The organism is Peribacillus deserti (assembly GCF_016909175.1).
Lineage (GTDB): Bacteria > Bacillota > Bacilli > Bacillales > DSM-1321 > Paraperibacillus > Paraperibacillus deserti.
Map to the genome: position 1 here is coordinate 107,851 of NZ_JAFBFI010000012.1, position 25,293 is coordinate 133,143.

Annotated in this window: 29 protein-coding genes; 23 read left to right on the plus strand and 6 right to left on the minus strand. The window is 38.1% G+C overall.

The annotated features are described in order from the left end of the window. Positions 1-19: 19 nt before the first annotated feature. On the minus strand, positions 20-1,768 hold the full coding sequence (locus tag JOC77_RS13820; RefSeq protein ID WP_204544158.1) for an alpha-glycosidase: 1,749 nt from the start codon (positions 1,766-1,768) through the stop codon (positions 20-22). A 178-nt stretch (positions 1,769-1,946) separates the two neighbouring features. On the opposite strand from JOC77_RS13820, the gene JOC77_RS13825 reads away from it, so the two are divergent. The 6 genes from JOC77_RS13825 to JOC77_RS13855 all read left to right on the plus strand — a co-directional run bounded on the left by JOC77_RS13825 (position 1,947) and on the right by JOC77_RS13855 (position 8,238). Next, positions 1,947-2,726 carry a DUF1189 family protein gene (locus JOC77_RS13825; RefSeq protein WP_204544159.1) on the plus strand — a complete coding sequence of 260 codons (780 nt, stop codon included), beginning with the start codon at positions 1,947-1,949 and terminating at the stop codon, positions 2,724-2,726. Between the two features lie 174 nt (positions 2,727-2,900). Beyond that, positions 2,901-4,250 (plus strand): sugar ABC transporter substrate-binding protein, encoded by a 1,350-nt coding sequence (locus tag JOC77_RS13830; RefSeq protein ID WP_204544160.1) that lies wholly within the window; start codon positions 2,901-2,903, stop codon positions 4,248-4,250. 189 nt (positions 4,251-4,439) lie between these two features. Further along, positions 4,440-5,816: a carbohydrate ABC transporter permease gene (locus tag JOC77_RS13835; RefSeq protein ID WP_204544162.1), complete on the plus strand. Its 1,377-nt coding sequence runs from the start codon at positions 4,440-4,442 to the stop codon at positions 5,814-5,816. Between the two features lies 1 nt (position 5,817). Further along, positions 5,818-6,708 carry a sugar ABC transporter permease gene (locus tag JOC77_RS13840; RefSeq protein WP_204544164.1) on the plus strand — a complete coding sequence of 297 codons (891 nt, stop codon included), beginning with the start codon at positions 5,818-5,820 and terminating at the stop codon, positions 6,706-6,708. Between the two features lie 141 nt (positions 6,709-6,849). Continuing rightward, on the plus strand, positions 6,850-7,893 hold the full coding sequence (locus JOC77_RS13850; RefSeq protein WP_204544168.1) for a LacI family DNA-binding transcriptional regulator: 1,044 nt from the start codon (positions 6,850-6,852) through the stop codon (positions 7,891-7,893). Positions 7,894-8,049: 156 nt separating this feature from the next. After that, entirely contained in the window at positions 8,050-8,238 is a 189-nt protein-coding gene (locus JOC77_RS13855; RefSeq protein ID WP_204544170.1) for a DUF378 domain-containing protein, read from the plus strand. 46 nt (positions 8,239-8,284) lie between these two features. Here the strand turns inward: JOC77_RS13855 and JOC77_RS13860 are convergent, their stop codons facing one another. Next, entirely contained in the window at positions 8,285-9,085 is an 801-nt protein-coding gene (locus JOC77_RS13860; RefSeq protein WP_204544172.1) for a VOC family protein, read from the minus strand. A gap of 258 nt (positions 9,086-9,343) precedes the next feature. Here JOC77_RS13860 and JOC77_RS13865 point away from each other — a divergent pair, with 258 nt between their 5' ends. The 3 genes from JOC77_RS13865 (at position 9,344) to JOC77_RS13875 (ending at position 11,617) form a co-directional block, all read left to right on the plus strand. Further along, positions 9,344-9,613 (plus strand): hypothetical protein, encoded by a 270-nt coding sequence (locus tag JOC77_RS13865; RefSeq protein ID WP_204544173.1) that lies wholly within the window; start codon positions 9,344-9,346, stop codon positions 9,611-9,613. A gap of 94 nt (positions 9,614-9,707) precedes the next feature. Then, positions 9,708-10,556 (plus strand): chemotaxis protein, encoded by an 849-nt coding sequence (locus tag JOC77_RS13870; RefSeq protein WP_204544174.1) that lies wholly within the window; start codon positions 9,708-9,710, stop codon positions 10,554-10,556. Positions 10,557-10,816: 260 nt separating this feature from the next. Beyond that, positions 10,817-11,617, plus strand: coding sequence for a DUF2935 domain-containing protein (locus JOC77_RS13875; protein ID WP_204544175.1), 801 nt, complete (start codon positions 10,817-10,819; stop codon positions 11,615-11,617). Here the strand turns inward: JOC77_RS13875 and JOC77_RS13880 are convergent, their stop codons facing one another. Continuing rightward, positions 11,618-11,917: a hypothetical protein gene (locus JOC77_RS13880; RefSeq protein ID WP_204544176.1), complete on the minus strand. Its 300-nt coding sequence runs from the start codon at positions 11,915-11,917 to the stop codon at positions 11,618-11,620. Positions 11,918-12,092: 175 nt separating this feature from the next. On the opposite strand from JOC77_RS13880, the gene JOC77_RS13885 reads away from it, so the two are divergent. The 8 genes from JOC77_RS13885 (at position 12,093) to JOC77_RS13920 (ending at position 18,065) form a co-directional block, all read left to right on the plus strand. After that, a complete protein-coding gene (locus tag JOC77_RS13885; RefSeq protein WP_204544178.1) occupies positions 12,093-12,257 on the plus strand; it encodes a hypothetical protein in 165 nt (54 codons plus the stop codon). Between the two features lie 336 nt (positions 12,258-12,593). Beyond that, positions 12,594-12,950, plus strand: coding sequence for an STAS domain-containing protein (locus JOC77_RS13890; protein ID WP_204544179.1), 357 nt, complete (start codon positions 12,594-12,596; stop codon positions 12,948-12,950). Further along, entirely contained in the window at positions 12,947-13,351 is a 405-nt protein-coding gene (locus tag JOC77_RS13895) for an anti-sigma regulatory factor (RefSeq protein ID WP_204544180.1), read from the plus strand. The genes JOC77_RS13890 and JOC77_RS13895 overlap by 4 nt, the downstream gene beginning before the upstream one ends. Before the next feature lie 118 nt (positions 13,352-13,469). Continuing rightward, positions 13,470-13,652: a CsbD family protein gene (locus tag JOC77_RS13900; protein ID WP_204544181.1), complete on the plus strand. Its 183-nt coding sequence runs from the start codon at positions 13,470-13,472 to the stop codon at positions 13,650-13,652. A 558-nt stretch (positions 13,653-14,210) separates the two neighbouring features. Then, positions 14,211-15,407: a DUF4062 domain-containing protein gene (locus JOC77_RS13905; RefSeq protein WP_204544182.1), complete on the plus strand. Its 1,197-nt coding sequence runs from the start codon at positions 14,211-14,213 to the stop codon at positions 15,405-15,407. Beyond that, positions 15,394-15,534 (plus strand): hypothetical protein, encoded by a 141-nt coding sequence (locus JOC77_RS13910; RefSeq protein WP_162144758.1) that lies wholly within the window; start codon positions 15,394-15,396, stop codon positions 15,532-15,534. The genes JOC77_RS13905 and JOC77_RS13910 overlap by 14 nt, the downstream gene beginning before the upstream one ends. 119 nt (positions 15,535-15,653) lie before the next feature. Next, entirely contained in the window at positions 15,654-16,112 is a 459-nt protein-coding gene (locus JOC77_RS13915) for a hypothetical protein (protein WP_204544183.1), read from the plus strand. Between the two features lie 510 nt (positions 16,113-16,622). After that, entirely contained in the window at positions 16,623-18,065 is a 1,443-nt protein-coding gene (locus JOC77_RS13920) for a nicotinate phosphoribosyltransferase (protein WP_275585080.1), read from the plus strand. Positions 18,066-18,115: 50 nt separating this feature from the next. Here JOC77_RS13920 and JOC77_RS13925 read toward each other — a convergent pair whose 3' ends face one another. Further along, positions 18,116-18,229: a 3-methyladenine DNA glycosylase gene (locus JOC77_RS13925; RefSeq protein ID WP_204544185.1), complete on the minus strand. Its 114-nt coding sequence runs from the start codon at positions 18,227-18,229 to the stop codon at positions 18,116-18,118. A 350-nt stretch (positions 18,230-18,579) separates the two neighbouring features. Here JOC77_RS13925 and JOC77_RS13930 point away from each other — a divergent pair, with 350 nt between their 5' ends. Beyond that, the gene (locus tag JOC77_RS13930) at positions 18,580-19,008 is read left to right on the plus strand and encodes a hypothetical protein (protein WP_204544187.1); all 429 of its coding nucleotides are present in this window, start codon (positions 18,580-18,582) and stop codon (positions 19,006-19,008) included. Between the two features lie 67 nt (positions 19,009-19,075). Next, complete coding sequence (locus tag JOC77_RS13935; RefSeq protein ID WP_204544189.1) at positions 19,076-19,762, plus strand: hypothetical protein; 687 nt, start codon at positions 19,076-19,078, stop codon at positions 19,760-19,762. A 44-nt stretch (positions 19,763-19,806) separates the two neighbouring features. On the opposite strand, the gene JOC77_RS21635 is transcribed toward JOC77_RS13935, so the two are convergent. Beyond that, positions 19,807-19,938, minus strand: a complete 132-nt coding sequence (locus JOC77_RS21635) for a hypothetical protein (RefSeq protein ID WP_275585081.1) — start codon at positions 19,936-19,938, stop codon at positions 19,807-19,809. 287 nt (positions 19,939-20,225) lie between these two features. On the opposite strand from JOC77_RS21635, the gene nadE reads away from it, so the two are divergent. The 4 genes from nadE to JOC77_RS13955 all read left to right on the plus strand — a co-directional run bounded on the left by nadE (position 20,226) and on the right by JOC77_RS13955 (position 23,606). Continuing rightward, entirely contained in the window at positions 20,226-21,050 is an 825-nt protein-coding gene (nadE, locus tag JOC77_RS13940) for an ammonia-dependent NAD(+) synthetase (RefSeq protein ID WP_204544192.1), read from the plus strand. 121 nt (positions 21,051-21,171) lie between these two features. Next, positions 21,172-22,359: an MFS transporter gene (locus tag JOC77_RS13945; protein ID WP_239558759.1), complete on the plus strand. Its 1,188-nt coding sequence runs from the start codon at positions 21,172-21,174 to the stop codon at positions 22,357-22,359. Positions 22,360-22,540: 181 nt separating this feature from the next. Beyond that, entirely contained in the window at positions 22,541-22,735 is a 195-nt protein-coding gene (locus tag JOC77_RS13950; protein WP_204544194.1) for a DUF1657 domain-containing protein, read from the plus strand. Between the two features lie 13 nt (positions 22,736-22,748). Further along, positions 22,749-23,606 (plus strand): DUF421 domain-containing protein, encoded by an 858-nt coding sequence (locus JOC77_RS13955; RefSeq protein WP_204544196.1) that lies wholly within the window; start codon positions 22,749-22,751, stop codon positions 23,604-23,606. A gap of 12 nt (positions 23,607-23,618) precedes the next feature. Here the strand turns inward: JOC77_RS13955 and JOC77_RS13960 are convergent, their stop codons facing one another. After that, positions 23,619-24,581 carry a nuclease-related domain-containing protein gene (locus JOC77_RS13960; protein WP_204544198.1) on the minus strand — a complete coding sequence of 321 codons (963 nt, stop codon included), beginning with the start codon at positions 24,579-24,581 and terminating at the stop codon, positions 23,619-23,621. Positions 24,582-25,293 lie beyond the last annotated feature (712 nt).

Genomic DNA, 25,293 nt, shown 5'->3' on the forward strand with positions numbered 1-25,293 from the left:
GGTAAACCCATTTCCTTTTTTATGCAAGGATATAAAAACTATAAGAATCTAAAGCCAGTTCATTATCCTTGAGGCTAATGATTTCACCCGTAAATACATTCGTAAGGTCTCGATTCCTAAAGCCTTCTGGAAGAGCCGCATTTATTGGGGCAGATGAAGGATTCATCACAAACAGTAATTTACTAGTTTCAAATGTTTTAGTATACATTAGTAGATTTTCGCCGCTGGTTTCCACAAATTCAAATAGGCCGTTATTTCCAAATGCAGGCACACTTTTTCTTAAGGAAATTAACCGTTTTACGGTTTCAAATATATCAGTATCCTGTTTGTCTGGATCCCATTCCATACATTTTCTGCAGCCAGGATCCTGGCCGCCTGTCATACCTATTTCATCTCCATAATAGATGCAGGGAGTTCCTGTAAAGGAAAGCTGGAATACGTACAATAACTTCATTTTTTCTTTATTATCCTTACATATCGTAAGGAGTCTTGGAGTATCGTGACTATCCAGCAGATTAAACGCTGCTTCGTTTACATTAAGAGGATACATATGCAATAGTTCTGTAATGGCATTCCTGAACTTTGAAGCAGTCCAATTATCTTCTGCAAAATATTTGAGAGCTGAATTGGTAAACGGATAATTCATGACCGCATCAAACTGGTCGCCATGCAGCCAGGGCATGGAATCATGCCAGATTTCGCCGAGGATATATACTTCCGGGTTAATGGCTTTAATTTCTTTTCGAAATTCTCTCCAAAATGCGTGGTCCACTTCATTTGCAACATCCAAACGCCAGCCGTCAATACCAAATTCTCTGACCCAGTACCGGCCTGTTTCAAGTAAATACTCTCTCACCTCTGGATTTTCAGTATTTAGCTTAGGCATCAATGGTGTGAATGCGAAGGTGTCATAGTTTGGCTGTGGTTCAGTTTTTACAGGGAACTCCCGGACGTGAAACCAGTTTTTATATTTTGATTTTTCGCCTTTTTCCATAACATCCTGCCATTGCGGGAAATAGAACCCACAATGGTTAAACACTGCATCCAGCATGATTTTTATTCCGCGTTTGTGGCATTCGTCTACAAGCTTTCTAAAGGTTTCTTTATCCCCAAACTGCGGGTCAATTTCAAGATAGTCGATTGTATCATATTTATGATTGGAAGCTGCCTTGAAGATGGGGGTGAAATAAATCCCGTTGATTCCCAGATTCTCAAGGTGGCTTAAATGGTCGATCACGCCTTGAAGATCTCCTCCAAAGAAATTATCCCGCTCAGGTTCCGCACTTCCCCAGGGCAATGTGCCTTCGGGGTCAATGGATGGATCACTGTTAGCAAACCTCTCAGGAAATATTTGATACCAGACAGTGTCTTTTACCCACTTTGGATAACTGAAGACATCGATGCTATTTAAAAAAGGAAAAACAAAATAATAAGCATTATCATTTGTAGCGATATGGTCTAGAAAACCCTTTTCGGTATAAACAAGTGTTTCAGCGCCGCTGACTAGTTCAAATCCGTATCTCAGCCTTCTGTAAGGGGGCTTTATAGCAATAAACCAGTAATCAAAGAGGTCAGAGCTTCCGCTTTTCTTCATCAGCTCCTTATCAAAGATCCAGTTTCCATCTTCCCAAATATAAGGGTCTCCGAAAACAAGACTTACCTGTTCAACATCCTCTTTTTTTGTTTTCAGTCTTATATGTAATGTCTGATTGTCATAAGAATAGGCAAAAGTATTTTTTGGTCTGTGGTAAATTGCTTCTTTTAACATAAAATCCCCCCAATTTATAAAAAAGCCTTTTATTTTGCAAACGATTTCATATAAACTATCAAGTATAATGTAATATGATAGACAGCTAAAGTCAAATATTATCGGAAAATAGCGAATAGTATTTATATTGATGAAAAAAATTATCGATTCTTAATAAGAAGCAAAAGGCAGGGACACTATGGGTATTTTTAAAAGTTTTGCACTAAATCGAATAAGTTTGAAGATAATAGCCGGATTTGGAAAAAAGAAATTAATCCATATCATCCTCCAGAATATCTTGATCGGCACTCTGATTGCGTTTCCGCTTGTAGTTCAAATATCTAAATCAGATGAGAGCAAACTTTCCAAGGCTTCCTTCCCTGTGTTGGAAAAGGAGGAAACATGGTTTAAAACTGTAAATGATTTAAAGGTCATAGATGGAAAGCTAGTGTCCCCTCATACAGCCCAAGAATTAAAAAGGGGAAATGAGCATATTGCAGTAGATCCACAAAATAAATATAGAATGAAAGATAATAGTCATTCTTATATAGTGTTTTCCGAGCAAATTTTATATATAAAAGCTTATGGAATCCAGCTTAGAATTCCCTATTCTGAAAGCAGTTTAACTACTTTTGGCGCAGCTGAGTTTAAAGGCGGAGGCGAATTTTTAGCTGCAATAGCAGCAGCAGCCACACCCTATTTACTCATCCCTGCTATGCAATTTATATATCCATTAAGCATTTTATTGAATTTTATTTTTATTGCTATTGTTTCTCTTTTTGCCCTTCCGATGAATTACAGATCTAGAAAGAAGGCGGGCTATAGGCAGCTATTTACAATGTTCTCTTATGCTGCCACAATGCCAGCGATTCTAGCTTTTGTTTTTGGGAGTCTCGCATCTGCCGCGTTTGTTTATACCATTTATAATTTCGGCTTAATTCTTACAGTTTATCTTCTATTCAAAAGATATTTAAGATAAGAGACAGCTATCATTATGAGAGGTTTTATAAATTGTTACTAATCCGGAAACTAGAATTCTAAAAATATATATACCAAGAATTCTAAAAAATCAAATTGACTTTCCATTTTTAATATAATATGATTTTTGTGAAAACGGTTGCTCAACTGTTAATCAAAAGGAGAGGTGCATGGGATGAAGAAAGCTGTAAAGAAATGGTCACTGTTGTTTTTAGCTCTTTCTCTAATGTTAATTGCTTTTGCAGGATGCTCAAAGAAAGAGTCTGCTTCAAGCGAGGGGAAGGAAGAGGCCAAAGATGATCTGCCCTGGGACAAAAAAGAAAACGGTTACAAAATTGAACAGGATTTACTTGATGGTAAAGGTTCTCTGAAATTCTGGACTGATAATGATGACTATGCTGCTGCTATTATTGAGGCTTGGAATAAAAAATATCCGGACGTTGAAATTGAGTACGAAAAAGTCGGATCTGTAGATGCCCGGGCTAAAATGGCACTTGACGGTGAAGCCGGCCTTGGTGCAGACGTTTTCATTCAGCCGCATGATGGTATCGGTCCTTCATTGGCAGATTCTATTATCGGGCCAATGGGAAGATATGACGAACAGCTGAAAGGCAGAATCATTGAATCCGCTTTAGGAACTGTGGAAAACGAAGGTCAATATTACGGTGTTCCTATTTCTACTGAATCCATTGCATTATTCTATAATAAAACCTTGTTGAAAAAATTAACCGGTTCGGATGAGCCAGCTAAAGACTGGAATCAAATCATTGAACTGTCTAAAACATATAACGATAAAGCTAAAAACCAATGGACTATCCGCTGGGAATCCGGCAACTCTTATACAAATCACTTCTTCTTGACTGCTGCAGGCTTTAATTTGTTCGGGAAAGAAGGAAAAGATGCGAAAAAATTAGATTTCGAATCTGAAAAGGTAACAGAAGGACTAGAATTCTTTAAATCTGTCCGTCCTGTATGGGATGTAAATGCAGAAGATGCAACAAATGATACAACTACATTAGAATTTGTAAAAGGTAAAACACCATACTTAATTAACGGACCATGGGCTATTGCGGATGCAAATAAAGGCGCAAAAGAAAATGGCTTTGAATATGGGATCACTACAATTCCTACAATTAATGGCGAAACGCCAAAAACTTTCTCTGGCAATCAAATTGCAAACGTTTCTTCTTATTCAAAATACCCGGGAGCAGCCCGCGTATTTGCAATGTTCCTGGCTTCTGAAGAAGGTGCAGAAGTACTTTATAAAACGACTGGTAAACTTCCAGCGTTAAATGCTAAAGCGGCTGATAAAGTGGACGGCCTGGGAGAAGATGAACTTCTTAAGGGAGTCGCAAAACAAGCGGCCAACTCGGTTCCCATGCCTTCAATTCCAGAAATGGCAAGCTATTGGGATCCAGCAAAAGCAATGTATGTAAATGTTTGGAACGGACTGCTCGAAGTGGAAGCAGCCCAGAAGAAGGCAACTGAGGACTATCAAGCCTTGCTGCAGTCAGCTGGAAAATAAGATGTAATTTCATAAGATTGCCTCTTTCGAACAGTCCGCGGAAGAGGCAATTATTATAAATAGGGGATTACATAGAGTTTCACTAAAAGGCTCTATTAAACTTGAATATGTCAGTCCATTATGGATTGTTGCCCTTCATAAAAACGATGAATAGTAAGCTTATTAAATATTAAAAAGGGGGAGTGAACCATGGAGAATGGTATGCATAAACGGCCTATTATACCGGGAATTGCTTCTGCAGTTATCTGGGGGCTGGGTCAGCTTTTAAATAAACAGCCGGTCAAGGCCTTATTCTTTTTCTTCATGCAGGCTTTGCTGGTACTAATAGAAGTATTAACTGGCCAGTATACAGATCTATCAGAAGGATACACCTTTAGAGAAAACGGCGGATTTTTTATAAAAGGACTATGGGGTATGGTAACTCTAGGGGAAGTTCCGAGGCGGATGTCTATTCTGGGTCTGACTGATGGGGATCATTCCATCGTTCTTCTTATTAATGGAATTATCGGCCTTATATTCTTACTAATCTTTGTCTCCGTTTATATCTGGAATATTAAAGATGCGTTCCGTACAAGAAAATTGATTAACAAAACCGGTATTGTCCCTAAAACGAAAGATTATATTGATGAGCTTTGGAGCAGCATGTTCGAATATATTGTTCTGACTCCATCTATCATTATGCTGGTATTAATTTGTTTGATGCCGATTCTTTTTGGCATGGTCATTGCTTTTACCAACTATAATGGGGCACATCTGCCGCCTGCTAAACTCGTAGACTGGGTTGGTTTTGACAATTTTATTAATTTATTTCAGCTTCCAATATGGTCGAGAACATTTATGGGCGTTTTTGGATGGACCCTGGCATGGGCCGTTCTTTCAACAGTAACCTGCTTTTTCGGTGGTCTTTTTCAGGCAGTTATTCTCAATAATAAGCGTGTAAAAGGGAAAAAAGTGTGGAGAACTATTTTTATTCTTCCCTGGGCCATTCCTGGAATGATTTCATTGCTTGTGTTTAAAACACTGTTTAATGGTCAGTTTGGACCGGTAAGCCAATTTTTGATGGATATTGGCCTAACAGACCAGAGAATTTCCTGGTTTACAGATTCTTCATCACCCAATCTTGCCAGGGCTATGATTATCTTAATTAACCTTTGGCTGGGATTCCCTTATTTCATGGCCTTAATGAGCGGAATTATGACAAGCCTTGACAAGGAAATCTACGAAGCTGCTAAAATGGATGGAGCCAGTCCTGGGCAGGAATTCTGGAAGCTTACATTTCCGCTGGTGCTAAGTGCAACCGCCCCTTTGCTCATCATGTCATTTGCAGCTAACTTCAATAACTTCGGTGTCATTTACTTCCTGACACAGGGCGGGCCGACTAATCCACATTACCAATTTGCAGGATATACGGATATATTAATTACCTGGATTTATAAATTAACCATTGATAATAAAATGTATAATATGGCATCCGTCATGTCCATTATTATCTTCCTGGTAATCGGTTCTATATCAGCCTGGAATTTCAGCAGAACGAACGCCTTTAAGGATGAGGAGGGAGCATAGGATGGAAACGGTTACTGAGTTAAATAAAGGAACGCCGCAAACAGGTAAAAAGACTTCTGCGTATAAAGTGAAGAATTCTATTATTACCATTCTGATTTATTGTCAACTGCTCATAGTAGCAGCTGCTGTTTTATTTCCAATTGTCTGGATTGTCGGGGCTTCTTTCGGCCAATCGACCGGCCTTGCAAATGCAACACCCATTCCTAAGGATCCCACAATCATGCACTACAAAAAGCTGATCGAAACAACGAAGTTCCTTGACTGGTACTGGAATACATTTAAAATTGCCGTTCTCAATATGATTTTCTCTGTTTTCCTTAGTACTTCGGCGGCATATATTTTCTCTAGATTTAAATTTAAAGGAAAAAAAGCTGGACTTATGTCTATCCTTATTTTGCAAATGTTCCCTTCATTTATGGGGATGATAGCCATCTATATTCTATTTTTAAACTTTGGCCTTTTAAACAACCATTGGGGGCTGGTCATCGTATATGCAGCAGGACAGATTCCCTTCAATACCTGGCTGATCAAAGGGTATTTACAATCTGTGCCTAAGTCCTTGGATGAATCAGCAATGATTGATGGAGCGACGAAAACACAGATATTTTTTAAGATCATTCTTCCGCTTTCTAAGCCTATCCTGACGTTTGTTGCCTTAACACAGTTTATGGCACCTTGGATGGATTTCATACTGCCTCGGCTGTTAATTAGCTCAAATGATAAAAAGACCCTTGCTATCGGGCTTTTTGAATTTATTAATGGGAATACAAACAATAATTTCACTATGTTTGCAGCAGGAGCGATTCTAGTAGCGGTTCCCATTACATTATTGTATGCCTTTTTACAGAAATACCTAATCAGCGGCATTACCGCAGGAGCGAATAAGGGGTAAAGTGAAAAATCGATACAATGAAGGTGTGCTAAAGCTTTTCTGGAACAAAAGGATTTGCTTTAATCTTCCCTCCCAGTATAGACTATTGGAAGATAATGTTTTAATTACAATAAGAAAATTTTACTATAGGAATGGTGTACTATGGCAATCACAATAAAAGATATCGCCAGGGAAGCGAAGGTCGCGCCATCAACGGTTTCAAGAGTAATCGCTGACAATCCTAAAATTACAGAAAAAACAAAGAAAAAGGTCAGAAAAGTCATGGAACAGATGGGTTATTATCCAAATTTCCATGCCCGAAACCTAGCTAACCGGGCAACTAAATCAATAGGAATTGTGATGCCTATATCAGCGAGAAAAGGAAACAATACTTTTCAAAATCCTTTCTTTCAAGATGTAATTAAAGGAATCAGTTCATTTGCACATTCAGAGGATTATTCTTTATATATAACTACCGGTGAAACAGACGAAGAAATATATTCTGATGTCATGAAGATGGTGAAAGGTAAGCGTGTAGATGGAATTATCCTTTTATACTCCAGGGAATCGGATCCTGTACTTGAGTTTTTGACAGACAACTCGTTTCCTTTTGTTCTAGTGGGAAAGCCTCCTGAAGATGTAAGGAAAAATATTACTTATGTAGATAATGATAATTATGCTGTCTCGCGTGAGCTGACACAATTTCTCTTGTCACTGGGGCATGAGAGAATAGCATTTATCGGAGGACATGAAAAGCTGATTGTCACAAAAAATCGTCTGGCTGGATTCTTAGATACTTTGGCTCTTTCTAAAATCTCAGTTCCAGCCGAATATGTTAAACATACTGATTTTATTATGGATGGCGGTAAGAAATCGATCAGTGAACTGCTCGCTTTAAAAGTTCCTCCTACCGCTATTTTCGTTACAGATGATGTTCTTGCGCTGGGAATTTTAAATGCCCTTCATGAAAAAGGAATATCAGTGCCAGATGAGATGAATGTAGTGAGCTTTAATAATTTGTTTTTCTCCGAATTCACTTCTCCGCCGCTTACGACCGTCGAGGTAAATATCTATCAGCTTGGATATGAAGCGGCCCGCAGTGTTGTGGAGTTAATAGAAGAAAGAGGCAACTCGCCAAAATGCATTACGGTCCCCACTGAAATTGTAGTAAGAAAAACAACCGAACCCTTAATGATCAAAATTTAGAAAAGAAACCAGATAACCGGTTTCTTTCTTTTTTTGCGTCTGAATTTAGGCAATTTAAAAATAGCCTTTTCTGCTGAATTATAGGCTGTCAAATTGAAACATGAAGAATACAATATACGGAAAGCGCTTTCAATTTCCGTAAAAGGGGGTTACTTCATGAAATTTTTATACAATCTTACATGGGTCCTATTAGTAGTAGGTGGACTTAATTGGCTGTTTGAAGCAGTAGGCTTTAATTTGATTACTGAACTATTCAGCTCTATGCCTTCATTTGTAGATACGGTTTACTGGCTGGTAGGCTTATCAGCTCTCTATCATATATATCTAAGATTCACCGGAAAGTAGTTTTTAGAGTGCCAGGATTGTGATCCTGGCACTTTTTTTATTATACTTAGTAACTGTAATACCCTCCAGCTATAGAGTATAAAGAAGAAGTTCTTTTTGGACCGGTTAATCCAGCCCCGAATGGGCCTTCACCTTGATTTTTAATCATTTCCTTTATAAGGCCTTCTCCTTTTGGTTCAAAAAAAGTAATGCTGGCATCACTTATTTTTACTTCTGTACATATAGCGTTTAATTCCTGGCTATCAGTATATGATTTTATTTTTTTTGTATTAAACCATTTATTCCAGTTTGATAGTACCAAACTTATATCCTTAACAGCATAGAAGACACTTCTAATATGCTGAGCACCATTCAGGTGTTCTTTGATCACTCCAGCATCTTTCATCTGGTCCATTCGAACATGAACAGGCTGATTCCATTCGATGAAAAAAGGCAATTCAAACGAAGAGAGGGGAGAAGACACAAACATCATTTTCCACGATATCCGATTGCCATCCTCTGTTTTTCTGCTTCCCTCAAAGGGTCCTGTCACATTTAGCCCTAGCTTCCGAAAGGTTACAGCATCTCCCGCAATATTATCCGTTCTTAGAGCCGCTTGAAAGACCCCTTCTCGATCTTTTTCCTTCATTAACTGCATGATTAAAGGGTTCAAACTCATATTTGATTTTTCCGCCTGGTCAATGGATATAAATTCAATATAGCTGCTTCCGAAATAAGATAAACTGTTGCTTGTTCCCCAATCCTCATGTTTTCCTCCTTCAAAAACATGAAAACCTTGCTGAGTAAATAAGGTTTCTGCGGATTTCCTGTTATGGACAGCGTGTACAACATGATCCAGGCTAATCAATTAGCATTCTCCTTCCAGCCGAATATAGAAATTTGTTTGTTTAATTTTACATGTAACACCCGCAAAGAAAAAGAAAGAACTCCGTATTGTCCAGTAATTTAATCTCCGTTCCTCAATATACGTATAGAAATATTTTATTATTAGTAATGTAACGGTGTTACCATATGTGTTTATTAGAAAAAGTTTGAAGTTCTTTTAATCGGGAAAATAATAAGAAGAGACAGATAAATTTATTGTTCAATAAAGAAAGGGGAAGATATGATGAGAAGGCAAAATTTATTTCTACCGGCCCTTGCTGCTGGAATAGCGACCTACTTTTTAATGGAGAAAGATAACCGGGTTAAATTAAAATTAAAGGCACAGGATGTTAATAGTAAAATTCGTGGAATGTTGTCAAAATCTCAAAATCAAAACCTGCCTGTGCAGAAGGCAGGACTTCCTGACCCCCATGATATTGAAGATAATAAAATGGTGGATGAAGGCTCACAATACGGAGTTCATTATTATAATAAAACGATACAAAATTAACCACTCTGACCTGGCGTTTGCCAGGTTTTTATTTTTGACAGCTGCTGCTCTGATGTGAATACATATTAGTAAGAAAACCTTGTGGGGGAATAGGATGAAGAAAATAGCGGTTGCCATTATCCATGGCATGGGAAATCAATTAGAGGAGTATGCTGAAATATTAATTAACCAGCTGCAAGTTAACTTTCATCAGAAAACCAAGCATTATACTAGTGAGAAAGAACAACTGATTATCAAATCTGTTTTTTGGGCTGATGTTTTTAAAACCAGGGAGGAAGAATTATTTGAAAACTCGGTGAAGCCTTACCAATTAAATTACCAGCAGCTCAGAAGATTTCTCATTTCATACCTCGGGGATGCCATTGCATACCAGCCAGTGGAGACAAACACGCAAAATTATTACAAAGTTCATGAAAAAGTCAGGGAATCGTTACAGTGGCTCGCTGGTAAAGCCGGGGAGGAAGCAGTTCTTTGTGTTATTTCCCACAGTCTTGGCACTGTTATTGCAAGTAATTACTTCTATGACCTTCAATATGGAATCCTTGAACCTAATCAAATGTTGAAAAATAAAACTCCATTAGAAAAAGGTGAAACTCTGGCTCTATTTTATACGCTTGGCACATCCCTGCCATTATGGAGCCTTCGCTATTCAGATTTTAACCGGCCAATTATGATTCCTCCGCCTCAGCTCAAAGGGCGGTACCAAGAACTGCAGGGTGAATGGATTAATTTTTATGACAGGGATGATATTTTATCTTTCCCGCTTAAGGGGCTTAATGAAAGCTATCAAAAAGCTGTAACAGAGGACAGGAAAGTCAATGCAGGCAGCCTCCTTACAAGCTGGAATCCTTTGTCGCATGGAGGTTATTTCTCAGAAAAGGCTGTAGTAGACCGGATAATTAAGGGTCTGTTTCATACGTGGAAGCAAATCAACTCTTTATAATGTTTAGGCCCGCAAATGCGGGTCTTTTCTTTTTGGCTTGTTAAAGTTCATCGTAGTTTTGGCACTATGTTGATCTTCGCTGCAGGCGCGAGATTCCTGCTCAGAAAAGCGGATCGAGGAGGCTCCCGGACAGCCCGCGGAAAGCGAGTGCCTTTCGATGCAATCAACAGGTACATTTAACAGAGCTTTCTTTTTAGAAATATTCTTGCGATACGATCTATAGAATATATGGACAGCAATAATAGTTAGGAGGTAACAATGTGAGTAACTTAAAAGAAGCGGTGTTTGAACATACATTTTGGCTCCAGGTGTTAGGAGATCACAGCCGGTTTATATTAGATTCTCTGGCACCGAAGGAAAAGGAAGACATTGAAAAAGCTGATTTCTTTAAAAAAAGATATGATGAACTGCTGGGCATGGCAAAAGGGCTTGGAAATGAACAGGTTGTCCCCTTTACGAAAATGGCAAAAGAGCTGACGCTAAGTTTTAGGGAGTTTAAGCTGTCCATAATCCGCCGCCACGTGTTAGCCAGGATCTCCATTCACCTTACCCCAACCTTTATCAATCATATGGTCAATGAATTAGAAGAGTACCTGCTTATTATTGGGTATCTGGAAAGAAATGAGAAACCGCCAGTTTTCCACGAGCTTCATCATCATTTATTATGGCTTCTTGATGCTTCAGGGCATGCCGGGGGAATAAATGATTCGCTGGATGCTGTAGAAAGGGATCTTAAATATAAAACTGCTTTATTTGAAAAGAAATTTGAACAATTTTATCTTAAAGCAATTGAGCTGACCGGTTATTTACGTGCCAATATTGTAAGCTTTCCAGCTCTTGAGAGAATGAATAAAGATGTGAAACTTGAGATAGAAATATTTAAAATGTTTCTCGAAGAAGTGGAAGAGCTGAGACTGTCGGATTATGTATTAGGCACCTTCTCCGCTTTAATGGCTGATCATATGGCCAGAGAAGAATGTTACTATCTTCGTAAACTGGCAGAGTCAGCTAAATTAGAGGAGCCTCCATGTGATCCAGGCAAGCCGCGGCTGAAAAACTAATCAGGTCTTTGTGGTGTAAAAATTTTTGTCCTGTCTATAGGCTTTCCAGCTGTTTTTTAATGATGAGTAAGTTCCGATTGCTCCATATCCATAAAAATAACCCATGAAAACGGCAGCCCAAAAATGGTTAGGATGACTGAAGAATAAGGAAATAACGAGACCAATAAGCAAAGCTAAGAAGGGTATATAATATTTAGGTATGTTCCATATCATCTTGCACAATTGAGTAACTGCCATCACTATAGGAACGGCAATTACACCATCCCAAAAATTTGTTTGTATGAGAGGGAAATCGAACATTTTCTTTACGCACTCCTTTTTCGTAGCTTTCACAGTTTTTGACGGGGCTATCCAGTTAAAGTTTAATTTCCTAAAAAGTCGAAAACTCAGGGTCCTTCCTGAGTTTTCGTTCTAAGGAGCATAAACATAATCGAAAAGGTAAATACTGAACAAAGAGGAAGGGAAGATCGGGTTTATGGAACAAGAGTGGAATGGTCAGGCGGCCCCAGCAAACAATCTGGATGATTCTGTCCTGCAAAATTCTAAATTCGTACCGAAAGACAAAAATATGAAAGAGGGAGGCTCTAAAGAGCTGACTCATAAGAAAATACAAAATCAAGTGATTGAAAACAATACATAATAAATGTATTTCAGAGTGTAGACAAAATCAATTTCAAACAAACTTTGTCGCGAAAAATGAGGTTTGTCAATTTATTTCTTGTATATATGGTGGCTTTTCTTAAAGTAAAGCACTATATATTGAGGGTTAAATATTATTCAAAAATAGCTGTCGACTTTGTCGACAGCCTGCAATACATAATAAATGTATTTTTCTGTAAGAAAGTTTTATCATTCATTGAAACTCGAATGAGGAAATGGCCAGTGAAAAATTCCTATAAAAAAATATTTAGTACGATCTTACTTAGCTTGCAAAAAGTATAGTAAAATGGACTAGTGTAAGCGAGGGGGAACGCGTATGAGAATTCCTATATTAAAGTTAAATAATCTTTTGCTTGTTTCTATTCAAATTGAACTTGATGATCAAAGTGCATTGCAATTGCAGGAAGATCTTCTTGAAAAAATACACCAAACAACTGCTGGTGGTGTTGTAATAGACCTGACTTCTTTAGATATGATTGATTCATTTATTGCGAAAGTACTTGGTGATATTGTAAGTATGTCCGGCTTAATGGGAAGCCAGGTAGTACTAACTGGAATTCAGCCTGCTGTAGCTATTACCTTGATTGAGCTTGGTATAAATCTAAATGAGGCAAATACGGCTATTGACTTAGAAAAAGGTATTCAGATCCTTAACCAAAGTGGTGTACAATGACCTCAAACATGAATATTCCTATCATATGTGAATGGGATATTGTTGCTGCCCGGCAGGCGGGCAGGGATGCGGCTAGAAAGCTTTCATTCAGCATAGTCGATCAAGCGAGAATAACTACAGCAATATCTGAATTAGCGAGAAACATATATTTATATGCTCTTCCAGGAAATATTATTCTTGAACAAATTGAAGAACAAAACAAAATTGGTTTGAAAATTACTGCTGTTGATAAAGGGCCGGGAATCAAAGATATCAAGCTTGCCCTAGAGGACGGCTACACTACCTCAGGCGGATTGGGAGCAGGAGTACCTGGAGTAAAAAGGCTTATGGATGATTTCAGCATTGACTCTGTCGTTGGGGAAGGCACGAAAATTACAGCAGTAAAGTGGCTGAAGAAATAAAATACGATTCACACAAAAGAGCATTATATCATGCTCTTTTTCTTTCGTTTCAGGCATGTTTTAACCTCTTTGTTAAGGGTATTTATTAAGTAGAACAACTTAAAGGAGGACAAAAACTATGAGTGGAACATCTGATAAATTAAAAGGTGCAGTAAGCAAAGTTAAAGGTGAATTAAAAGATCAAGCCGGAAATGCATCTGACAATCGTGATTTGCAGGCAGAAGGTAAAGCGGACAAAGCCAAAGGCGGCTTACAGGATACAGTAGGTGATTTAAAAAACGCTTTTAAAACAGATAATTAATAAAGAATGATTTTCCCGCCCTGAAGAAATCTTCAGGGCGCTTTTTTGGATTACATTATAAAAAGCCTCAATGAACGAGCAGAGCAGTGTAATGCTGCTGCCCAGCGCAAAATGGATCTCAGTGGGAAAACAGCACTGCTGTCTGCGAGAAACTAAATCACAGCGCGAAAACGTTCTTCCTGCATTAACCTTAGCAAGATCCATTTCTGCCCGAAAGTGTTTTTTTAGTTTCAAATAATCATAAACTATGATCAGAGTTTGATCCAACTCTGCTTATCCAAAAACTTTTACTATAAAAGTAATTTAAGAAAAATATGGAAGTAGGACTTGAGAGGTACAAACCTCTTTTGATTGCCGCAAAACGACTGGTAAATATAGTTATTTTAGCTCATTTTAATAGAATTTACATAAATGGTGCATTCAGAACAAGGAAAAATCATAACTTTTATAGAATAATAAAAGAAAATTCTAACCTACTCAGGCCAGGCCAGCTTTGCTTTATACTCCTGTGATCTTTCGTGTACGGACCGTCCAAGGGAAAAATCTGGAGGTGGAGTTATGCAAACAGGAACCAAAATTTTTATTAGTTCAGCCTATGAAAATGAACTAAAGCCATTAAGAAGAAAATTAATGGAGTCTTTAGCGCAAGCAGGTCATTTTCCTTTGCTATTTGAGGAAAATTTTGGTGTATGGGGTCAGGACAAAATTGAAACCTGCATTACGAAAGTCAAGGAATGTGATGTTTTCCTCCTGTTTCTTTCAGAAAAAAGCGGAAGCTTTACTGAGAAGGACCCCCGTGTTACAGCCACATATGTTGAATTCCACTATGCGAAAAAAGAAAAAAAATTGATCCTTCCTTTTGTGAACGATTGGGTGAAAAACTTGTATTTTAGTGATATTAAGCAGTTAATATCGGAGGAACTTTACAAATTCCGGTCACAATTCTACAGATTTCCCGGACATATTTATGATATTGTAGAACCACTCATAAAAGAAATACAACTGACTCGGGAATATTTGTATAATAGAATAAAAGATGTGGATCCTTTCGTTTGGGCGTTTTTATATGATGTCGATCAAAGCTGCCCATTTCTATATGACATAGTTCTTGCTAATGCTGATGATTTGTGTAAAACTGTCAATATTTATCTAAGTAATTATCTGCATAAAGGCATAGAATATTTAAAGAATGAAAACGAAACAAAGGAAAGCCTGACCCTTGCTCCTAAACTGAAAAAATATAAAGATTTCTCCTTTCAGCTTATACGCTCCTTTAAATCAGGAGTTCCACAGCTTACTATTATCTTAAAAGAATTGTCACAAGTGTTAAAAGGTGCGAATATTTATAATCGTAAGGGGTATTATGTAAGGGAGGAAATAGCTTCCTTCAGTGATTGTTCAGCTATCTCTCTATACAAAAGGAAAGAGAATAAACTGCTGTATGTTGCTCATTACGGAGAAATTACTCCTAGAGCAGATTTCTCACTTCACGATGAAGAAGCATATGTTTCAAAAACATATATTTTAAATGGTGAAGTAGAATATTTATTCTTTAATGAAGAAAAACATCAGCTTTATCTTACGAAAAGAATCGGGGAAATGGTATTATGTGCGCACTTTCCATTTCAAGAATTTTGGTCTTCAAATGAAGTGGCTGCTCTTCAAGAAGAAATATTTTCTGCTATACTTAAAGAGAGAATTTATTTGGATTTTGCAGCCGATTTAATTGGAGGGTTGGATATTGAAAAAGAATAAGTCCGTCTTAGTGGCTTCTACACCGAAAAAATTATCAAGGGCAGCCTCAGATCAAAAGCTGGATAGTTTGGTGAAAAATAGCCAGAGATTGTTAGGTGCTTTGAACAAACCTGCTCACCGCAGCTGAGTATTGCTCCGTTTAATAAGCGAACAGAGTGATTCAGGTGCGGGCAGGTTTTTTTGCTGTTAAATGAAAAAGAATATTCATATATTTAAAGATTCATAAGCGAATAGAGGGGAAAAGGGATGTCTGAAGTTCGACTGCCGCTTCCAGTAGGGCTAAGAATAGAAAGTATTTTATCAAGGGGCATAACAAAGCAATCGCTCTCACAAGCATTGAAAAAGAACAGTTACACCGAGATCATTGCTCAGGGAGCCGATGAAGATGAAGCCGCTTACTTGTTTAAATATGCTTTAGAACATAGAGAGGATTGCATTTCAGCTGTCGAGCTTGGATATCAATTTAAATTTTTGACGATTAGAGGATTAAAAAAATTTCTAATCTTAAAGTATGATTTAATTGAAGGGGAAGATCTAATCTTTAAGGGAACTTCATTGGAAAAGGTGAGATTAAAAAAAGACTGGCTGCCGGAAATTGAGTCTGCGATCACTCGATATTGGAAGATATGTATTTCAGAAGAGGCTGCAGCTAAAAATGAAGTAACTGCCAAATTCATTCTGGCACAAAATGAGCTCCAGGTATAAAATCGATTGCCTGTTCAACGATGCTTTAATACCCGCCAGCCTAGTGGCTGTTTTTTTTATGCTGCTTACCTAGTATGGAGAATGAGATGACTTCACTATATCTTGTATCCTGCCTTAACTCCAGGAGATGGAACCAGACGGTGAAAGTCAAAGCATGATGGTAGTTTCAGTATCGATTATGTGGCTATGAATCCCTGTCTGTATATCTGGGAACAATTTGTACAATACCAAGAAAATATTTCAATTAATTTTAAATGTATTCTCTTTTTCAAAGGAATTATGGCTAAAGCATAGATTTTCTACCTAAGAGGCTGTTCATGATAAAATGAAATCTCTGATTTAATCGGGTCCAGTTGTTACTGATGGTATTATATTTCTTATGCGTCAGTCCAAAAAGAATGGGCTTTTGCGGGTGCCAAGTAAATGAGAAAAGGGTTACCGTCAGAATGCTTGGGTATGAAAGAAGATAAAGAATCAACATTTTTGAATTTAACAGGCGGTGACTGAAAATTGGATAATAGTTTTGCACTACATACGGATTTATATCAAATAAATATGGCCGAAACATATTGGGCCGACGGAATTCATAATAAAAGGGCTGTATTTGATTTGTACTTTAGAAAACTGCCGTTTGGAAATGGTTTTGGTGTTTTTGCCGGACTTGAAAAGATTGTAGAATTTCTAAAGGAATTCAAATTCTCCGAAAGTGATCTTGAATATTTAGGAAGCTTAGGCTATGACGATGACTTTCTTGATTATTTAAAAAGTATCCGTTTTACAGGAAATCTTCGATCTATGGCAGAAGGAGAATTGGTCTTTGGAAATGAACCGATGCTGCGAATCGAAGCTCCGCTGGCAGAAGCACAGTTAATTGAAACAGCTCTATTGAATATCGTAAATTACCAGACGTTAATTGCGACTAAGGCTGCCCGTATTAAACATGTTGCAGGCGACGCGGTTCTGCTTGAATTCGGTACAAGACGGGCTCATGAATTTGATGCGGCCCTATGGGGAACCCGTGCAGCTTTTATTGGCGGCTTTAATGGTACAAGCAACGTAAAAGCAGGAAAGCTATTTGGCCTTCCAGTCTCCGGCACGCACGCACATGCTATGGTACAGGCATACCAGGATGATTATACTGCTTTTTATAAATATGCCCAGAGGCACAAAGACTGTGTTTTCCTGGTTGATACCTATGATACCCTGAGATCTGGAGTTCCAAATGCGATAAAAGTGGCTAAAGAATTAGGAGATAAAATTAATTTCAGAGCTATAAGACTGGACAGCGGGGATATGGCTTATCTATCAAAAGAAGCTAGAAGAATGCTTGATGATGCTGGTTTCAAAGAAACCAAAATAGTTGCATCCAGTGATCTTGATGAATATACGATCATTAACCTTAAAGCTCAAGGAGCAAAAATCGATATATGGGGTGTTGGCACGAAGCTGATCACTGCCTATGAACAAGCTGCCCTCGGTGCCGTATATAAGCTTGTTTCCATTGAAAATGAGGGGCAGATGACAGATACAATCAAGATATCATCAAATCCCGAAAAAGTAACAACACCGGGAATTAAAGATGTATACAGAATTATAAACAGGAAAACCGGTAAATCAGAAGGCGATTATATTACCTTATCATCCGAAAAACCGGGACAGGAAGATCGTATTAAAATGTTCCATCCAGTCCATACGTACATTTCTAAATATGTAGAAGATTTTGAAGCAAGACAGCTTCATCATGATATATTTATAAACGGAAAGTTCGTGTACGATCTGCCGGACATTAAACAAATACAAGCTTTTTCTGAAAGCAATTTAGAATACCTGTGGGAGGAATATCTTCGTACAATGAATCCACAGGAATATCCAGTAGATTTGAGCCAAAAATGCTGGGATAACAAAATGGCCAGCATCGAGAAAGTGCGAAATAAGGTTGAAAAGATGAAGTAAAAAAAGCTTGGACCGCATTCAGCGAGTCCAGGCTTTTTTTCTGTAGGTTCTTACTGGGCATCTTTATCATTTTTGTCAGGATCACGCTGGGGACTGATGTCCTGGTTGTGCTCCTCTTTCTTTTTTTGTTCTGCTGATTCATTCTGGTTTGTGTTTTCTGTCATCTTTAACGCCTCCTTAAATATTCTTTATCTATCTACCCTTTAGACCTTATATAAAACGTCCTTTTTAAAGCTTAGCATTGGACGGTCCCTGCCAAATTGAGGGCAGCAGATAGTGTGGCTCATCCTGGCCATTCCATAGCGTATCCTTGAAACTTCGAAATATTTTTTAAGACGTCTGCATATTCGATATTGAAATTCTTTAAAAGGAATAGCTGGATGTTAACCCTTAAAAATAGGCTTTTACTATGAAAAAAAACCCTAAATTCCATACTTGACCTAGGATAATTGTCCATTCCTTTTTGTTTGAACTGAATACATTAGTCTTAGATAGAGCGAAAGGAGGTCATAAAATGTCAATTTGGTTTAACAATGGAAGAAACGGATGGGGCGGCAGAAACAACCGCGGCCACGGCAAGGGCAATGATCACGGCGGAAATAGAGGCAGCTCTGATTCCAAGAGCCGCTCCGATTCAGATTCTGATGTGGAGTTTGAAATAGATAATCAATTAAAAAATAGATCCGATGTGGAGACAGACGTCCATAATGATCTAGATATTAGAAATGATAACGACAATGATAATGACAACGAAAATGACTTAGTAAATAACAACAAAAGCAATTCGGATGCTGATTCCAAAATTGTAAACAGCGGTAACGCGAGAGTTGATTTTTGTATAGATATCAATGTTGATTCTGATTCGAATTCACGAGTAAGGTCTAGGGCAGAATCAGATGCGGATTCAGATCAAGACCAAGATCAGGATCAAGAGCAGGACTAATCTTTTTTCAGGCGGGAGAGGGGTACCTTATCCCGCCTAAACCACTATATAAATAGGAGAGAAGGTTATGGAAAACTATAACCGGAGAGGGTTTTTCTTTCCGTTCGGAAGACCAGCGAATTACGGAGGCTTTTCTCACGGAAACCATGAGGTTCAAGGAGAGGTTAATAATCCTGCGAGTGAAAGCACAATCGAAGTCTATCCAGGGATTGATCCTGACCATGCTAATCACCATCTGCATGACAGCAGATCACATCGGACCTTAGACAGCCGTCACTTTAACAATCAACATACTGGCATCGAAAATAACGCCAGCCAAGAGACTAAAAGCAGTGCAGAAAGCAGACAGCATAATGAAACAGAAAGCAGGAACCGCCAAGACAGTGACAATGAAAACAGTCAGCAGGCAGAGTTAATCCAGGACATTCACACCAATGCTCACTCGCAGGTCAGCCATAGCGGCAATTCCGATGTGGATGTTAACTTAAACGTCCAAGTTGATACAACTGCTATTGCGTATGCCCTACTTTGTTCTATGTTAGCGACAAGACAAATGACAGAGAAGGAATTTGAAATCGCAGTCAATAAATTGGAAGGGCTGACAAACAGTAGAAAAGATAAAAAGAACAGGGCAGATGGTGAAAGGAAAAAGACTGAAGGAGAGAAAAGGAAATCTAATGGACGAAAAAAGTCCAGCCGAAATAAAGCGATTCCTTCAGCGATAAAAATGTATGATCCTAACAAAAGAGGATGACTTAAGCCTGGATGGGCTTGCAAGACATCCTCTTAGCCTTGCAATTATTCATAAAAGAAGGGAAAAGCATCTTCTTCATATTCCGTATAGCAATCGAGGCACATTTTTACTTGATCTTCCCTTGCTACAGCTTCCTCTTCGAATAATACTAATCCGCAGGATAAACAAAAATACATACAAGCTCCTCCTAGCATATTTTCTAGCAGTATGCCCTAAAGCAAAAAAAATATGAGCCGTACAAAAGAATCTTTTAGTGAAAAACAAAGCAGACCATCCAATAACGCACATTTGTTTTCATTTTTTCAAACCTTCTGTACTATGAGAGGCCCATAAAGAAAAGCCCCCGGTGGTTTAGCGGTTTTTTTTCAGGGAAACAAAAGTAACAGATATTTTTATTATTGTTAGACTAAGAGGTATACTATTCCATATAGCTGCATAGCAGATGATGTTAGGGGAGGATTTTATGGACTTGCAAGCTCGTGTAATTGAAGAATTAAAAGTAAAACCAAACATTGACCCGTATGAAGAAATCAGAAGAAGTGTCGATTTAATGAAGGAGTATCTAACGAAATATTCTTTTTTGAAATCCATGGTTCTCGGGATCTCAGGAGGGCAGGATTCTACTCTTGCAGGAAAACTGGCTCAAATGGCAGTGGATGAGTTAAATCAAGAAATTGAGGAAGACAAATATTCGTTTATTGCTGTTCGTCTGCCTTATGGGAATCAAATGGATGAAGATGATGCACAAGATGCAATTGATTTCATGAACCCTACAAAGGTATATACGGTAAATATAAAAGGAGCCGTCGATGCTAGTGTATCAGCCCTTAACGAAGCAGGCATTCAATTAACCGATTTCCAAAAAGGGAATGAAAAGGCGCGAGAGCGGATGAAAGCTCAATACAGCATTGCAGCTTTTGAGAGCGGCATCGTATTAGGAACAGATCATGCAGCAGAAGCGATAACAGGTTTTTACACCAAACACGGAGATGGTGCTTGTGATCTCCTGCCTCTATACAGGCTGAATAAAAGGCAGGGGCGTGAAATGCTGAAAGCTCTTGACTGTCCTGAGCATCTGTACAAGAAAAAGCCAACTGCAGATCTTGAGGAAAATAAACCTCAGCTGCCTGATGAAACAGCACTTGGTGTCAGTTATGAGGCTATTGACGATTACCTGGAAGGAAAAGAAGTCAGTCCTGCCGAAAAGGAAAAAATCGAAGGCCACTTCCTGCGTTCGGAGCATAAACGCCATCATGCAATAACCGTATATGATGATTGGTGGAAATAAATGTACAAAAAAAGCGGATTCGATTTTAGAATCTGCTTTTTTATATAACTATCTACTTTTTTCCAAGAATTATGCTTAAATAGAAGAGGCAGCAAGTACAAAGTATGGGGGAATAACATAATTGAACAAACAAGTACTTAAAGAAACGAGGATCTTACAAAGCTTTTACCTTTTTACTTTCTTTGGCGTGGGCAGTATGGCTCCGTTATTGAGTGTATTTTTAAGCAAAGAGAGACATTTAGATGGATTTGAAGTGGGAACCATCATGTCTGTGGGTCCCATTGTTATGATTTTCTTTCAGCCGTTCTGGGGAATATTGACCGATAAAATTCAAGCACCTAGAAAAATACTGGCACTTACAGCGATTCTAACTGGAATAATGGGTTTAGGCTTTTTGCTGGGTGCACAATTTGCAGTCCTGCTGACAGCAGCCGTCCTTGTAGCAATCTTTCAAAGTGCCCTTATCCCAATCTCTGACAGCATTTCATTGCAGTTTACCAGCAGGGTAAAAGGAAATTATGGCAATATAAGGCTTTTCGGATCTCTCGGGTTCGGTCTCGCTGTATTTATAATCGGAAAACTTTCCGACATGTATATAGGACTTGAAATGATCTTCTACTCTTTTTTCATTTCCATGGCTATTTCGTCCATTCTATCTTTTTACCTGCCTAAGGAAAAAGCCGGCAGTAAAGTTAATATTCTATCAGGGGTTAAAGAAATATTCGCAATGAAGAAATTCATTGTCTTTCTCGCCATCACATTTCTAATTTTTGGACCTAATCTTGCAAACAATACATATTTTGGTTTGTTTGTCGAAGCACGAGGAGGAACATATGCAGGGATCGGCCTTGCATTTCTCGTAGCCGTCTTGTCGGAAATACCTTTTATGAGAGCAGCTGGAGCTTGGATTAAAAGTATTGGATTACTGCCTATTACACTTATTGCAGGTGTATCCTCTCTCATAAGATGGTCTTTTTATTTTACAGAGCCTAATTTAACTGTGATTTATGCATCTGCAGTCATCCAGGGACTATCCATCGGTCTTTTTCTGCCTGCCGCCCTGCAGTATATTCGAGATATTGCCCCAATGCATATAGCCGTGACAGCCGTTACCATTTATTCGGCTATTGGAAACGGCCTTGGAAACTGGTTTCATACGTTTGTCGGGGGAATTATTCTGGATCAGTTCAAGATTCAGGGAGTTTATTTATTCTTTAGCATAATGGCACTTATAGGAGTCGTTTTAAATATTTATCTTATGCGCCTTGAAAAATCGACAAGTTCACAAACGATATTATCTAGAACATAAAGCAATATTTTTGACCATAAAACTAATCGCGCCCCTTTTTCTTTTAGAAAAGGGGTTTTGTTTTTTTTGCGTGCGATTTTATTTTTTCATACATAAGGAAATAGGAAATTGAAAAACTAAACAGATGGAATAGGAGCGAAAAAAAGCCAGCTCATCATTCTCTTAAGAGGGGAAGTTGCTTTTGGAAAATTTTATTGAAATAAAAAAAACTCTTGCTGCAATTAAAGGAATAGAGGCACAGCTGTCCATCTTAGCTCTTAATTCAAGTGAGGAAGAAGCGCAGATTGCACTGCATGAAGCTATGATAGAAGCCGGCCAAATTAAACATGATATTCAAAAAACGGTATACACATTAGAGCGGAACAAAAAAAGCTAGGGGAGGGCAACTCATGACAGTATTCGATGTGATGTATCGATCGTTGATTTTTATTGTCATACTTTTCATCATAACTAAAATTCTTGGGAAGAAGCATATCTCCCAGCTCTCCCTGTTTGAGTATATTACAGGTATTACGCTCGGAGACATCGCAGGGGAAGTGATCATGAGTAAAGACATGCATATCATGCACGGCATAACAGGCTTACTCGTATTTAGTGCTGTATCCTATTTTTCAGACTACCTCACATTAAAAAATAGAAAACTTAGAGAAATAATAGAAGGTAAAGATACAATCATTATTCAGGATGGCAAAATCCTTGAGGAAGGGTTGAAAAAAGAGAAATATTCCGTAGAAGACTTAGAATCCTTATTGAGGGATAAAGGAATATTTAAAGTGAAGGATGTAGAATATGCCCTTCTAGAGCCAAAAGGCAAACTAAGTGTCCTTCTAAAAAAAGAAAATCAGCCGCTAACAGCTAAAGATCTAGGACTAAACATGCCAAATGAAAAAGAACCGCAAACCGTAATCATGGATGGCCAGATCGTGTACGAAGCACTAAGAAAGAGCGGCAAGAATTTGGAATGGCTCAAAACTGAATTAGAAAAACTGGGAACCACCATAGACCAGGTCTTTTTCGCCCAAATCGATACATATGGCGAACTATCAGCTGACTTATACCAAGACCAAATCAGCATACCAAACCAAAATGAAAGGCAGCTGCTCCTAGCTGTAATCAAAAGAACTCAAGCCGAACTAGAAATGCTCTCTCTTCAGACAGAAGAACCTGAAACCCAAAAAATATATAGCCTTAATGCAGACAAAATGAAAGCCATACAAATTAAAATTGAACCTTACTTGCGTGAGTGACAGACCCTGGAGTTAGTGGAGCCGGGGTTTTTTGTTTGGTGGGGGGTGGTAGTAGGAGCCCTTACTTTGGCCTTGCAGCTGGAAAGGCAGTTGCTTTAATAAATACTTAGCGGTATGGCGGGAGTTGATTTGTAACATATCTCTCAAATCTCGGTTATTAATCACGGGGCTTACTAAAAGAAAATAGTCTCTAATTGCTTCTTTATGGCCGTGTTTCGAGGTGCAGCTGCAAGATGGGCAAACCCAAGTTCCCTTCTGCCTTGCAAGAGGCTTATAGTTGCAATGAGGACATATTACCCCTTTTATAAGATCCCTTCTATTAATCTTAAAGATGTCTAAAGCGTTTGATTCAGGAGGAGAATTTAAAGAAACAAGTAAATCACTTAATTTAAATAACTTTTGATGGCTTAATATTTTCTTCTGAAAACGTGCTTCCAATTGTTTTAGCTTACTTAAAAGTTGAGCAGCATGGCATACTTTTGAATAGATATCCTGATTGTCTCGATCAGTCTTAATAATTGTTGATGGATTACTAATTATGACTAAGGCTTCAATAGGAAATTTAGCTATTCCGTTTATACTCAACCATTCATTAAAAAGGTTTTGATGCCTTTGAGCCTGGGAGATTGGATCATTAAACCCTTCTTCCTTATTATTCAGAGTTCTAATAAGTTGATTAAAATTTTGGTCGAAGAAAAGAGTTCCTGAAATATTTTTAATCTCCAACAGCAGTCCATAACTAGAACTAAGAATTAATGTATCAATCTGGAATTGGCTGCTATTGCAATTCAAATTTAAATCATGAAGAATTAAATATTCATGATTTCTTAATCCTTTGAGGTGATAATCTATCGATTGCTCACCCTTATAACCTGCCCAGCGTTTGGCTAGTTCAACTTCTAGTTCCGGCCGTTTAGCATGATTCCTCGGAAGCCTTCTTAATAAAGCCTCTATTTGCTGTATTTTCATTTCCATAAGATGGAATATACTTTTGTTTGAGTTTTGTAGGTATTTTCAAATTTTTGGAATTTCCAATAGAGATTATCGTTGGAAAAAAATCTTATGGACCAAATTTGAAGGTATGGAGATAACAACAAATTATCTAAACGACTTGCGATCAAGTTCCATTGGTAATTGAGTAATAGTTAAGTTGTTGCGAGCAAGTATAAGAAAATGTGAGCAAAAAAACAATATTGGAGCAACTGTATGTCATGCGAGCATGCTCAGTAAGTTTGTGAGTAAAAAATAAGGGATGCGATCAAGTTTAAGAAAATGCGAGCAACAATCCTGATTAGCGAGCAACTGCGTACACGAGCAATTTCGATAAGTTTGCGAGTGAAAAATAAAGGGATGCGATCATGTTTAAGAAAATACGAGCAAAAATCCTGATTAGCGAGCAACTGAGTCCATACGAGCAATTTCAATAAGTTTGCGAGTAAAAAATAAAGGGATGCGATCATGTTTAAGAAAATGCGAGCAAAAATTCTGATTAGCGAGCAACAATCCTGATTAGCGAGCAACTGCGTACACGAGCAATTTCGATAAGTTTGCGAGTAAAAAATTAGGGATGCGATCAAGAGTTTAAGAAAATGCGAGCAAAAATCCTGATTAGCGAGCAACTGAGTCCATACGAGCAATTTCAATAAGTTTGCGAGTAAAAAATAAAGGGATGCGATCATGTTTAAGA